Origin of the sequence: Corynebacterium sp. 74A, from assembly GCF_008930665.1 — a bacterium.
GTDB lineage: Bacteria > Actinomycetota > Actinomycetes > Mycobacteriales > Mycobacteriaceae > Corynebacterium > Corynebacterium megadyptis.
The window spans coordinates 23,663-35,789 of the sequence record NZ_PQMG01000005.1 but is presented as its reverse complement, the minus strand read 5'-3'; the positions used below and the strand labels follow the sequence as shown (position 1 = coordinate 35,789).

The 12,127-nt window shown below is 64.0% G+C and carries 10 protein-coding genes; 7 read left to right on the top strand and 3 right to left on the bottom strand.

Going from position 1 to position 12,127, the window contains the following annotated elements; translation table 11 throughout:
- The first annotated feature begins 57 nt into the window (after nucleotides 1–57).
- From GBB11_RS08175 to GBB11_RS08165, 3 genes are all read left to right on the top strand, one after another.
- Nucleotides 58–1,152: an S-(hydroxymethyl)mycothiol dehydrogenase gene (locus GBB11_RS08175; RefSeq protein ID WP_151549573.1), complete on the top strand. Its 1,095-nt coding sequence runs from the start codon at nucleotides 58–60 to the stop codon at nucleotides 1,150–1,152.
- Between the two features lie 2 nt (nucleotides 1,153–1,154).
- Nucleotides 1,155–1,778, top strand: coding sequence for an MBL fold metallo-hydrolase (locus tag GBB11_RS08170; protein ID WP_151549572.1), 624 nt, complete (start codon nucleotides 1,155–1,157; stop codon nucleotides 1,776–1,778).
- A gap of 208 nt (nucleotides 1,779–1,986) precedes the next feature.
- Nucleotides 1,987–3,510, top strand: a complete 1,524-nt coding sequence (locus GBB11_RS08165) for an aldehyde dehydrogenase family protein (protein WP_151549571.1) — start codon at nucleotides 1,987–1,989, stop codon at nucleotides 3,508–3,510.
- 69 nt (nucleotides 3,511–3,579) lie between these two features.
- On the opposite strand, the gene GBB11_RS08160 is transcribed toward GBB11_RS08165, so the two are convergent.
- Both GBB11_RS08160 and GBB11_RS08155 read right to left on the bottom strand, forming a co-directional pair.
- Nucleotides 3,580–4,824, bottom strand: a complete 1,245-nt coding sequence (locus GBB11_RS08160) for an alpha/beta hydrolase (RefSeq protein ID WP_151549570.1) — start codon at nucleotides 4,822–4,824, stop codon at nucleotides 3,580–3,582.
- Nucleotides 4,821–5,090, bottom strand: a complete 270-nt coding sequence (locus GBB11_RS08155; protein WP_151549569.1) for a hypothetical protein — start codon at nucleotides 5,088–5,090, stop codon at nucleotides 4,821–4,823. Before GBB11_RS08155 ends, GBB11_RS08160 begins: the two co-directional genes overlap by 4 nt.
- Nucleotides 5,091–5,181: 91 nt before the next feature.
- On the opposite strand from GBB11_RS08155, the gene GBB11_RS08150 reads away from it, so the two are divergent.
- On the top strand, nucleotides 5,182–6,024 hold the full coding sequence (locus GBB11_RS08150) for a carbon-nitrogen hydrolase family protein (protein WP_151549568.1): 843 nt from the start codon (nucleotides 5,182–5,184) through the stop codon (nucleotides 6,022–6,024).
- Nucleotides 6,025–6,048: 24 nt separating this feature from the next.
- Here the strand turns inward: GBB11_RS08150 and GBB11_RS08145 are convergent, their stop codons facing one another.
- Nucleotides 6,049–7,299 carry an FAD-binding oxidoreductase gene (locus GBB11_RS08145; protein ID WP_192796353.1) on the bottom strand — a complete coding sequence of 417 codons (1,251 nt, stop codon included), beginning with the start codon at nucleotides 7,297–7,299 and terminating at the stop codon, nucleotides 6,049–6,051.
- 237 nt (nucleotides 7,300–7,536) lie between these two features.
- Here GBB11_RS08145 and clpB point away from each other — a divergent pair, with 237 nt between their 5' ends.
- The 3 genes from clpB (at nucleotide 7,537) to GBB11_RS08130 (ending at nucleotide 12,119) form a co-directional block, all read left to right on the top strand.
- The gene (gene clpB, locus GBB11_RS08140) at nucleotides 7,537–10,092 is read left to right on the top strand and encodes an ATP-dependent chaperone ClpB (protein WP_151549566.1); all 2,556 of its coding nucleotides are present in this window, start codon (nucleotides 7,537–7,539) and stop codon (nucleotides 10,090–10,092) included.
- Between the two features lie 93 nt (nucleotides 10,093–10,185).
- Complete coding sequence (locus tag GBB11_RS08135; protein WP_151549565.1) at nucleotides 10,186–10,983, top strand: hypothetical protein; 798 nt, start codon at nucleotides 10,186–10,188, stop codon at nucleotides 10,981–10,983.
- A 263-nt stretch (nucleotides 10,984–11,246) separates the two neighbouring features.
- Nucleotides 11,247–12,119, top strand: a complete 873-nt coding sequence (locus GBB11_RS08130; protein ID WP_151549564.1) for a sulfurtransferase — start codon at nucleotides 11,247–11,249, stop codon at nucleotides 12,117–12,119.
- Nucleotides 12,120–12,127: the final 8 nt, after the last annotated feature.

The following is a 12,127-nucleotide window of genomic DNA, read 5'->3' as shown; positions in this document are numbered from 1 at the left end:
GGTACACTGGAGGGTTGCACAATGACCCCTCTATGACCCTGAAGGAGTGGCACGTTTATGACAGCCACCGTTACTGGAATCATCGCCCGTGAAAAGGGCGCACCCGTAGAAAAAGCGCAGATAGTTATCCCCGATCCTGGCCCCACCGATGTGGTGGTGGATATCAAGGCCTGCGGGGTGTGCCATACCGATTTGGCCTATCGCGATGGCGATATCGAGGACGCCTACCCCTTCTTGCTCGGCCACGAGGCGGCCGGCGTGGTCTCCCAGGTGGGCGAGGATGTCACCTTCGTTGCCGAGGGCGACTTCGTGGTGCTCAACTGGCGTGCCGTGTGTGGCGAATGCCGTGCCTGTAAGCGCGGCGAGCCCAAGTATTGCTTTAGCACCCACAATGCCTCGCAGCCCATGACTCTCGAGGATGGCACCGCGCTCAGCCCCGCGCTGGGTATCGGCGCCTTCGCGGAGAAAACCCTGGTGCACGAAAAGCAGTGCACCAAGGTGAATCCGGCGGAGGATCCGGCTGCGGCTGGGTTGCTCGGCTGCGGCGTGATGGCTGGACTGGGCGCGGCGGTCAATACCGCCGATATTGCTCGCGGCGAGTCCGTGGCCGTGTTTGGCTGCGGCGGCGTTGGCATGGCGGCCATCGCCGGGGCGGTGGTGAACCAGGCCCGCACCGTGATCGCCGTGGATGTGGACCAGCGCAAGCTGGATGCCGCCATCGATTTCGGTGCCACCCACACCATCAATTCCTCCGAGCTATCGGAGGAGCAGGTGATCGAGCGTGTCCGCGAGATCACCGATGGCTTCGGCGCAGATGTGACCATCGATGCCGTGGGGATCATGCCCACCTGGCGCCAAGCCTTCTATTCCCGCGATCATGCAGGACGCATGGTGATGGTGGGTGTGCCGAACCTGAGCGATCATATCGACATCCCGGCCATTGACTTCTACTCCCGCGGCGGCAGCCTGAAGCCGGCCTGGTACGGCGATTGCCTGCCCGAGCGCGACTTCCCCGCCTTCGTGGACCTGCACCTCCAGGGGCGTTTCCCGCTGGATAAGTTCGTCTCCGAGCGCATCGAGCTGGGAGCTGTGGAAGAGGCCTTCGCCACCATGAAGGCCGGAGACGTCCTGCGTAGCGTGGTGGTGATCTAACTATGTTCCGAGTTGATCATGTAGAAACCAGCGGCACCTTCGCCCTCGATGGGGGCGAATGGGATGTCGACAACAATATCTGGATCGTCGGAGACGACTCCGAGGTCTACATCATTGATGCTGCCCACCAGGCCCAGCCGATTATCGACGCCGTCGCGGGTCGTCGCGTCCGCGGCATCCTGTGCACCCACGCCCACAATGACCACATCACCGTGGCCCCAGAGCTGTCCATCCGCCTGGATGCGCCGATCTATGTGCACCCCGGTGATGAGATGCTGTGGCAGCAGACCCACCCCGATATCGCCCACGAGGCGCTGCGCGAGGACATGCTTTTCGACGTCGGCGGCGCGGAGATGAGCGTGTTGAACACCCCCGGCCACTCGCCGGGATCGTGCTGCTTCTACGTGCCGGAGGCCGCAGAGCTCTTCAGTGGCGACACCCTCTTCCAGGGCGGGCCGGGCGCCACGGGCCGTAGCTACAGCAGCTTCGACACCATCATTCACTCGCTGCGCACCTCCGTGCTGGAGCTGCCTGCCGAGACGGTCGTGCGCACCGGGCACGGCGATCACACCACCATTGGTAGCGAGGCGCCCCACTTGGAGGAGTGGATTAAGCGCGGCTACTAGGGCTGATGTGGCTGTAGGCAATGCGCGGACGGTTTCAGTGACATGCTGGCACTGTCCGCGCAGGTGTGTCGTGGGTCATATGCGCCACGGCGGGAATGTGCGTAGGCTGTGTGACACATCACTACCCGCCGGGTAGTGGTGGTGCAGAAAGTCCCCACACACTGCGGTGCCATGGATATGGTCCGACGAGAGATACGGAGAACACAGCATGACTGTCTACGCACATCCCAATTCCGAGGGCTCGATTGTGTCCTTCCGCGAGCGCTATGACAACTTCATCAACGGCGAGTGGACCCCACCGGCCAGCGGCGAGTACCTAGACAACATCACGCCGGTCACCGGCGAGGTGTTCTGTCAGTTCGCTCGCGGCAAGGAAGAGGACATCAATCTGGCCCTTGACGCGGCGCACGCCGCCAAGGAGGAGTGGGGCCACACCGCCCCAGCAGAGCGCGCGATGGTGCTGAACAAGATCGCCGAGCGCATCGAAGAAAATGTGGAAAAGCTCGCAGTGGCCGAGACCTGGGAGAATGGTAAGCCGGTGCGCGAGGCCCTGGCTGCCGACATCCCGCTGGCTGCCGACCATTTCCGCTACTTTGCTGGTGTCACCCGCACCCTCGAAGGCCATACCTCCCAGATCGATCGCAACACCGTGGCCTATCACTTCAAGGAGCCACTCGGCGTGGTCGGGCAGATCATTCCGTGGAACTTCCCCATCCTCATGGCTGCGTGGAAGCTCGCCCCAGCCCTGGCCGCTGGCAACTGCGTGGTGCTCAAGCCCGCAGAGCAGACCCCGGTATCGGTGCTCTATCTCATGGAGCTCATCGCTGATCTGCTGCCCAAGGGCGTGGTGAACATCGTCAATGGCCTCGGCAAAGAGGCCGGCGCGGCGCTGACCTCCTCCCGTCGTATCGCCAAGGTGGCCTTCACTGGTTCCACCGAGGTGGGCAAGATGATCAACAAGGCAGTGGCCGATCAGGTGATCCCGGTGACCTTGGAGCTCGGCGGCAAGTCTCCCTCGGTGTTCTTCAGCGACATCATGAGCAAGGACGATGAGTTCCTGGACAAGTGCGTCGAGGGCGTGGTCATGTTCGCCCTGAACTCCGGCGAGGTGTGCACCTGCCCCTCGCGCGCCCTCATCCAAGAGGACATCGCCGATGAGTTCATCGCCCGCGTGGTGGAACGCACCAAGAAGATCAAGGTGGGCAACCCCCTCGATTCCGAGGTGATGCTAGGTGCCCAGGCCTCGCAGGAGCAGCTGGACAAGATTTCCGGCTACCTCACCTCCGGCCCGGCCGAGGGCGCCGAGGTGCTCACCGGCGGCAACGTGGCCAAGCTCGAGGGCAGCCTCGACGGCGGCTTCTATGTGGAGCCCACCATCATGCGGGGCGAAAACTCGATGCAGATCTTCCGCGAGGAGGTCTTTGGCCCCGTGCTGGTGGTCACCACCTTCAAGGACTTTGATGAGGCCATCGAGATCGCCAATGACACGAACTACGGCCTCGGCGCCGGTGTGTGGACCCGCGATCAAAACACCGCCTACCGCGCCTCCCGCGCCATCCACGCCGGTCGCGTGTGGGTGAACCACTATCACAGCTACCCGGCCGGTGCTGCCTTCGGTGGTTTCAAGGAGTCCGGTATTGGCCGCGAGAACCACGCCATGATGCTCGATCACTACACCGAGACCAAGTGCGTACTCACCTCCTATGACCCCAAGCCCACCGGGCTGTTCTAAACACCCTCCCGCGAGACGATTCCGGCGCCGTGGCCCCCAGTACTGCTGGGAGCGCGGCGCCGGTGGCGTTTAGCGGTGGGCGAGCTTGCCTAGGCGGGCAAGGAGCTCGGGATCATCCCAGTAGCTGGTGTGCGTGTGCTTACCGTGCCACACCTCCGCGCCGAAGCTGGAGGAGCTGGGATCCGGGCCGTGTATCCCGAAGTGGGGATCGGGGGCGAGGGTGATGACGTCCGCGCTGCCGGTCAGGGCCACTACATCCGTCTCCTCGTTATCAAAGACCAGCTCCTCGCGGTGGCGTGCGCCCACTCCGGGCGAGCCGAGCAGCACCAACGCATCGGTGGCCAGCCCCTCCTCGCGGGCGGCCATGCCCGCCACGGTGGAGCCATAGGAATGGCCGAGGGTAAGCAGCCGCGGCTCTGCCACCCGCTCCTCGCCGGGGCCGTCGCCGGCGGCGATGGCGCGGCGGCGCTCGCGTAGCGATTGCTGGAATGTGCGCAATTCCTCGCTGCCGCGCTGGGCACTGTCACGGGAGAGCGCTTGGCCGAGGTTGCTGGGTGCGCTATAGCCCATCCACATCACCGCAGCCCCGCCAGTGGCGCTGGCGATCGAGCGGGTGCGCTCAAGATAGGTGCCCCAGCCGGAGATATCGGAGGAGCCCACCCCGGCCACCACGGTGGTGATCGACTCGGCCGCATCAATATCGCCCACCGCCACCACGAGCCGTCCATTCGAGGCCTCCAGCACGGTGACATCGGGGTTGTCCGCCAGTAGGGGCTGAATCTCCCGTGGCGCTTGGGCGCGCTGCAGCACATCGATGTCGCGGGCGGGAAGCTCGGCGTAGTCCGCCAATCGCGAGGTCGGGGGCGGCAATTCCGCGCCGCAGACACGGGCAATCTCGGCGCCACAGAGCGCGTCGAGCCCGCGGCCGGTGGCGAGGAGAAACATCCGCATCCGCTGGTGTAGCTGCAGCACCGGTGCCCCGGCGGCTGCGGCTATCGGCGCGGTGGCGCGCAGTCCCTCCCAGAGGGTTTCGAGCTGCCGCTGGAAGGGGAGCGCGGCCTCCAGCACTGAGGCAATCTGCTGCATCTGCGCGGCCGAGCGCGCCGCGGGGACCTGCACCTGCTCCTCATGCTGGGCGGCAGCATCGAATGCTGCGCCGCGTACACCTTCGCTCACGGCCTGCTGCCAGCGGCGAATATTACTGTCGATCTGTCGCGATACCTCCACCGCGAGGGCCACATAGCGTTCGGCGATCGCCGCCATCTCCCTGGAATCAAGGGGCAGCTGCTGGGCAGGGGTGATCAGGCGCGTCATCGCAGCGCCCCTCCGATCCGTTGGGCGAGGTTTTCTGCGAGATGCTCATTGCAGCTGAGGCAGCGGTGGACGAACTCCTCGACGCTGCGGGTGTGCTGGGTGAGGGCGGCGTCGACAAGCGACAGTCTGTGGGTGAGACGGCCATTGGCGGCGTGCAGCGCGAGGCTGGTGAAGGCCGGCATCGCTGGCTCGGGTGGGCGCACGCTCACCGTGGCGGCGCGAAAGAGTGGAGAGACACTGTGCGGGCTAAAGCTGAGTTCATTCATGGCGCTCACTATGCGCCAGCCGCAGCGCCTGGGCGAGGGCGCGGCGCCGCGTCGTGTGGATAACCTAGGGTTATGCACATACGCTGGTGTTATGAAAGCAGCAGTAGTGCAAATTCTGAGTAGCGATGATAAAGAGGCCAATCGCGAGCAGGTGCTTGAGAAGGCTCGGGAGGCGGCCGCCCAGGGCGCGGAACTGGTCGTGTTCCCCGAGGCCAGCTCGCAGGCCTTTGGCACAGGTCGGCTGGATCAGCAGGCGGAGCCGCTCGATGGGCCCTTCGCGACCGCGGTCGCTGAGCTAGCCATCGAGCTCGACGTGGTGATCGTGGTGGGCATGTTCTGTACCGCCGACACCATTGCGCGCGAGGGGAAAGAAGTCCATCGCGTAGATAATGTGGCGCTGGTGACAGGGCGCGGGCTGCACGCCGGCTATACCAAGATTCACTGCTATGACGCCTTCGGATTCCGCGAATCAGACACCGTTCGCGCCGGGCATGAGCTGCTGGTAGTGGATGTGCCGGGCAGTAGCGGTGAGTCGTGGAGGCTGGGCTGTGCCATCTGCTTCGATGTGCGTTTCCCAGAGCAATTCAAAGATCTCGCGCGACAGAAGGGGGCCGAGGTGATCGCGGTGCCCACCTCCTGGCAGGACGGCGAGGGCAAGCGGGAACAGTGGCGCGCCCTCACCACCGCCCGCGCCCTGGACTCCACCTGCTACATTCTGGCCGCGGCCCAAGCGCGCCCCGGCGGAGCAGCGAAAGCCGGGGAGGACGATGGCCCCACCGGCATTGGACATTCCCGCGTGGTGGGCCCGGCGGGGCAGGTGCTCGCCGAGGCCGGCTATGAGCCGGAGATCCTCTACGTGGAGCTCGACCGCGAGCAGCTGAATGCGGCGCGACGCTCTATTCCCGTGCTGCTCAACGAGGCGGAATACAGCTAGCGCCGCCTAAGTCCGCTCTCCGTGCTAGCCGAGCGGGATGGTGTGAATCCGCGCGGGATCGATTCCGGTGTCGAGCAGCCGCCTGCGTGCGGGGAGGATGAAGTTGCCGCCACCGTGGATGAATATGTCGTGGTTGCGCCACGCGCTCAGCGCAGAGTGCGACCCGGCGTGCACGGGAGGAGTGGTGCGCATGGCCACCTCGGTGGGGGAGCCGATATTGAGATTCAGGCCCGTTGGTAGCTGGGAGTGGGTGGTGTCGTGGGCCCAGTAGGGGTTGTCGGGGGAGTCCACGCAGGGATAGACCCGCAGCCATGGCTGAGTGGCGGACAGCTGCATGAGTGTGGAGAGATCGTAGAGCTCGGCGGGGAACTCGGCGCCATAGAACAGCGTCACATTAGGTGCGGTGTGCACGGTGGTGGCGGCGGTGCTCTCGCCTGCTCTGAGTACAGAGTTGGCATGGACGCGCATCTGCTGCTCAGCGAGATCGAAGATCATCGAGCGCAGCAATGCGAGGCCATGAGTGTGGGCGAGCATGAGCACGTCACGGTCGCCGGGGATGGCGAGAGTGCCGAGGGGGTTGCCGATCCACCACACATCGCCGGGCCGGGCGAGGCCGAACATGGGCGAGCATCGTCCTCGCTGGTTGATGCGCACGTGGAACTCGATGAAGCCTTGGGCGTTGCTGGGGTTGGCGGGGGAGAGGAAGCGCCATTCGCCAGGGATGAGGTTGGCATTGCAGGGCACAAACTGTCCCGCGCGGTAGGGGATGGGCCGGTCGGTGACCACGCGCACCACGCTGACGCGCTTGGTGCGGCGCTCCACCTCCACTACCTCCGCCCGATACAGTGCAGGGATGCCACGGTGTTCCTCTGCGATCATTGCCGAGGCCATGATGTCGCAGGCTCTGCTGACAGCTTCTTGGGCGCCGAGCACATGGCCGACGGACATATCGGCGCAGTTTTCGAGGATGCCGCGGTTGATGATGCGGCCGAACTCGGGAAGGCGGTGCACCGGCACCCGAAATTTGCGGTGATCGCGCCCGAGCTGGGCGATGATGCGTTGCATGCGCGGGCTGAGCTCGCCGCTGGCGGGGGTGTTGCGCAGCAGCTGCTCGAGCACAGGCACGAGAAAGTAGTGGCGTTGCTGCGGTGTAGCGGAGAAGAGGATGGCGACATCGGGGAGCGCGGTTATGAGTCGTTCATAGGTGGTGGTTCGAAACGCCTCTGCACGGGAGACAAGGCGCTCTGCGATATCACTCAGATCCTCTGTGGCCATGGCCCTATTCTGCACCATTTCGCAGTGAGCTGGGAACTGGAGCCAGAGTTGAGGCTGGGGTGCTCAACTTTTTCTGAAAATATTTCTGCTTGAGTGGAACAGACTCAAGTTTTGGTGCGTTATAGAGAGTGAATCCCCACGAGGCGATGGCGCACGGCGCTTATCGACGCCACCTACGGCGCTCCCGCCGCGTGGGAGAGATATAACGACACTGATTAATGAGAGGAAAGAACGAACATGGCAGGGTTTAACCCCACAACAAAGACCTCCGAGGCGCTACAGGAAGCCCTGAAGCTCGCCAGCGCCGAGGGGAATCCCGATATCCGTCCCGCCCACATCTTGGTGGCCATCTTGGAACAAGAGGAAGGTATCGCCTCCCCGGTACTCAAGGCATCGGGTGCTGATCCGAAGGCTATTGCTGCCAAGGCGCGGGATCTGGTGACGTCCTATCCCAGTGCCGAGGGGCAGGGGATGGCGAATCCGCAATTTAACCGCGATGGGCTCAATGCTCTCACCGCCGCCCAGGAACTGGCCGGCGAGTTGGGCGATGAGTTTGTCTCTACCGAGGTGCTGCTGGCTGCGATTGCTCGCGGCAAGGATGACGCCGCCCAGCTCTTGCAGGGTGCTGGTGCCACCTATGATGTGATTAAAAACGCCTTTCCTTCGGTGCGCGGTGGGCACAAGGTGACCACCGAGGATCCCGAGGGCCAGTTCCAAGCGCTAGAAAAGTACTCCACGGATCTTACGGCCCGCGCCCGCGAGGGCAAGATTGATCCCGTGATCGGCCGTGACGCCGAGATTCGCCGTGTGGTGCAGGTGCTTTCGCGGCGTACGAAGAATAACCCCGTGCTCATTGGTGAACCCGGTGTGGGTAAAACCGCCATTGTGGAGGGGCTTGCTCGACGCATCGTGGCCGGCGATGTGCCGGAGTCGCTGCGCGGCAAGACCCTCATCAGCCTAGATCTGGGCTCGATGGTGGCCGGCGCGAAGTATCGCGGCGAGTTCGAGGAGCGGCTCAAGGCGGTGCTTGATGAGATCAAGGGCGCCGAGGGCGAGATTGTCACCTTTATTGATGAGCTCCACACCATTGTCGGCGCGGGTGCCACGGGCGATTCCGCCATGGATGCCGGCAACATGATTAAGCCCATGCTGGCGCGCGGCGAGCTGCGTCTCGTTGGTGCCACCACCTTGGAGGAGTACCGCAAGTACATCGAAAAGGATGCCGCGCTCGAGCGCCGCTTCCAGCAGGTGTATGTGGGCGAGCCCTCGGTGGATGATGCCGTGGGTATTCTGCGCGGGCTGAAGGAGCGCTATGAGGTGCACCATGGTGTGCGCATCCAGGACTCCGCCTTGGTGGCCGCCGCCGAGTTGTCCAACCGCTACATCACCAACCGCTTCTTGCCCGATAAGGCGATCGACTTGGTAGACGAGGCTGCCTCGCGGCTGCGCATGGAGATCGACTCCTCCCCGCAGGAGATCGATGAGCTCGAGCGCATCGTCCGGCGCCTGGAAATCGAAGAGATGGCACTGGCGAAGGAAAGCGATGCGGCCTCGCAGCAGCGTCTGGCGAAGCTGCGCGAGGAGCTGGCCGATGAGCGCGAAAAGCTCGGCGAGCTGAAGGCGCGCTGGTCCAATGAGAAGAGCGCGATCGATGAGATGCGCGATGCCAAGGAAGAGCTCGAGCGGCTGCGTTCTGAGTCTGAGATTGCGGAGCGCGATGGCGACTATGGCAAGGTGGCCGAGCTGCGCTACGGCAAGATCCCAGAGGTAGAGAAGAAGGTTGCCGCCGCCGAGTCGCAGGTGAAGGATGGCCAGAACAACGCCATGGTGGCCGAGGAGGTCACTCCTGATGTAATCGCCGAGGTGGTCAGCTCGTGGACGGGTATTCCCGCCGGCAAGATGATGCAGGGCGAAACCGAGAAGCTCCTGCACATGGAAGATGTGCTGGGCAAGCGAGTGGTCGGCCAGCTGGACGCGGTGCGGGCAGTCTCCGACGCCACGCGCCGGGCCCGCGCCGGGGTGGCTGATCCGAACCGGCCCACGGGTAGCTTCCTCTTCCTCGGTCCTACCGGTGTGGGTAAGACCGAGCTGGCGAAGGCCCTGGCCGAGTTCCTCTTCGACGATGAGCGCGCCATGGTGCGCATCGATATGTCCGAGTATGGGGAGAAGCACTCCGTGGCTCGCCTGGTGGGTGCCCCTCCCGGATACGTCGGCTACGATGCCGGCGGCCAGCTCACCGAGGCTGTGCGCCGCCGCCCCTACACCGTCGTTCTCTTCGACGAGGTAGAAAAGGCGCACCCGGATGTGTTCGACATTCTGCTCCAGGTGCTTGACGACGGTCGCCTCACCGATGGTCAGGGCCGCACGGTGGACTTCCGTAACACCCTGCTGATTCTGACCTCGAACCTGGGCGCCGGTGGCAGCCACGAGCAGATGATGGATGCCGTGAAGCGCACCTTCAAGCCGGAGTTCGTCAACCGCCTCGACGATGTGGTGATCTTCGATAGTCTCACCCAGGAGCAGCTGACCCACATCGTGGAGATCCAGGTGAATCAGCTGGCTGAGCGGCTCGCCGCCCGACAGCTCACCCTGCAGGTCTCCGATGCCGCCAAGCACTGGTTGGCCGATCGCGGCTACGATCCCGCCTATGGTGCCCGGCCGCTGCGCCGGCTCATCCAGAAATCCATCGGCGACCAGCTCGCCCGCAAGCTATTGGCGGGAGAGATCCACGATGGCAACACCGTGCACGTGGATGTCGCCGAGGGCGGCGAGGACCTCGAACTGAGCTCCTAAGGGCTGTGGCTGAGGCAGCTGCCCCCGCGCCGGCTGGTGGCTGGGTGTGCGCTGGCGCGCACCCGCGGCCGCCGGTGGCATAGAATAGCGCGCATGCATCGAATCTTCTCCGGCCCTGTCCACCGCCTTTGCGCCGGTATTGCCCTGGCGCCCCTGCTGCTGAGTGCGGCAGCGTGCTCGACGGATGAGCAGGACGGACAGCAGCCGGAGGAGACGGCGTCGACAAGCGCAGTGCAGCAGGCGGAACCCGTGGATATCGCTGCCGCCACCCTGCAGGAAGGGGAGATGCTGCCGCATCTGCGCTACACCAACTATGGGCAAGACTATGCCGCGCTCAGTGATGAGGAGCGCACGGAGCTGGCGCGCAGCCAAAAGTACCAAGAGGAACAACTACGCACAGAGCCGGCAGAATGCGCCGAGGTGGCGTTAGGCGAGAGCTTCATTACCGCGCTCGTGGCCGAGAAGCCCGAGGCCGCGAATGTAGTGATGTGGCAGCCCAAGCCCGAGGACTATACGGATGATGCAGATCTTGAGGCCTATTCGGTGTTGATCGCGGACGCTGCGGCTCTGGGCGAGCACGGTGCCCTTGAGGAGAACTGCCTCGACTACAGCGCCACGCTTCCCGTGGGTGGGGTCGATGTCGGCTATAGCGTGACGCAGCACTTTAAGCACACCGCCATCGACGATGTGACGCTGAGCGGGGCCGAGGATGTGCAGGCCTATTCCACAGTGACGTGGGTCGATGGTTCCTCAGCCGAAGAAGGACACCGAACCTATATTGTGCGGGGGCGCACTGGGAATGTGGTTGTGCTGGCCCGCGGTATCGAGCTCAACAGCGTCAAGACCCTGGCGCAGGCGCAGCTCGATCGCATCGCCGCGACCCGCGGCTAGCGCGGGGACCTGCGGGCTCGTGCCCACGAGACTGTGATCTGGAATCCCAGAACAAATTACATTCACACTTTTTAGACGTGGAATGTACCGCATGACGCGCCGATTTCCCCTCCTGATAGGGGGGAGGTCTGACGAGGAGCGCCTGTTGGGGGATACCAGGGGACAGTCCTAACAGCCGCAAAAGTACAAAACTTCTGCCCGTTGATCTTTCTGAAAACCGCCTCAACCTGCATAAAGGCGTGGTGTGGCTTAGGCTGGCAGCTATGAATCTCACCATCACCCCTGATGAGTTGGCAGACCGCATCCGCTTTGGCCGCAAGACCACCCTCCTTGCATCCTTCTGGCGGGCAGGCGAAAAAGAAGGCCTGTACAAATTCAATTCCGAACACATCCCCACCTCCCTCTACTGCGATACCGCGCACGCGCTGGCCGGTGTTCCCTCCAGCGTGGAGGGGCGCAACCCGCTTCCGGACGCCGCCCAGCTGGCTAGGTGGTTCGTGCGGTGGGGCATTAATACCGATCAAAAAGTTGTGGTCTACGACGAAGGCAATGGGCTTTTCGCGGCCCGCGCCTGGTGGGTGCTGACTTGGGCGGGCGTGCAGGATGTGCGCGTGCTCGACGGCGGCATGGCCGCATGGGAAGCAGACGGGCACCAGATCATCGGCGGCCCGGGGAACCTGCCCATGTTTTCTAATATCCGCCCGCACCTGGGCAATCTGGCCGTCGCCGACTATGAGGACGTGCAGCGCGCCGCCACCACCGGCGACGCCGTGCTCATTGATTGCCGCTCCCGCAACCGCTTCGCGGGCCGCAAGGAATTCCTCGACCTCAAGGCCGGCCACATCCCCGGCTCGGTGAACATTCCCGTCACCGACTTCCTCACCGAGGACAATCGTTATCGCAGCCCCGAGGACATTCGGGAGATCTTTGACAAGGCGGGCATCACGCCGGGCATGAAGACCATCATGATCTCCGGTTCGGGCGTGCACAGCTCCCAAGCGATCTTCGCCATGCACCTCGCCGGGCTCGACGGCGCGGCTCTCTACCCCGGTGGCTGGTCCCAGTGGTGCGCCGATGCCAGCAACCCCGTGGAGCGTGGCGACGTCGCCAGTGTGTCGGAGTGCGTGCGAAATTAGTTTCACCG

Bases quoted from the DNA above. Each gene is read 5' to 3' on its own strand.
- GBB11_RS08165 (WP_151549571.1), top strand. From the start codon at position 1,987: ATGACTGTCTACGCACATCCCAATTCCGAGGGCTCGATTGTGTCCTTC.
- GBB11_RS08160 (WP_151549570.1), bottom strand. From the start codon at position 4,824: ATGACGCGCCTGATCACCCCTGCCCAGCAGCTGCCCCTTGATTCCAGG.
- GBB11_RS08130 (WP_151549564.1), top strand. From the start codon at position 11,247: ATGAATCTCACCATCACCCCTGATGAGTTGGCAGACCGCATCCGCTTT.
- GBB11_RS08135 (WP_151549565.1), top strand. From the start codon at position 10,186: ATGCATCGAATCTTCTCCGGCCCTGTCCACCGCCTTTGCGCCGGTATT.
- GBB11_RS08175 (WP_151549573.1), top strand. From the start codon at position 58: ATGACAGCCACCGTTACTGGAATCATCGCCCGTGAAAAGGGCGCACCC.
- GBB11_RS08170 (WP_151549572.1), top strand. From the start codon at position 1,155: ATGTTCCGAGTTGATCATGTAGAAACCAGCGGCACCTTCGCCCTCGAT.
- GBB11_RS08155 (WP_151549569.1), bottom strand. From the start codon at position 5,090: ATGAATGAACTCAGCTTTAGCCCGCACAGTGTCTCTCCACTCTTTCGC.
- GBB11_RS08145 (WP_192796353.1), bottom strand. From the start codon at position 7,299: ATGGCCACAGAGGATCTGAGTGATATCGCAGAGCGCCTTGTCTCCCGT.
- GBB11_RS08150 (WP_151549568.1), top strand. From the start codon at position 5,182: ATGAAAGCAGCAGTAGTGCAAATTCTGAGTAGCGATGATAAAGAGGCC.
- clpB (WP_151549566.1), top strand. From the start codon at position 7,537: ATGGCAGGGTTTAACCCCACAACAAAGACCTCCGAGGCGCTACAGGAA.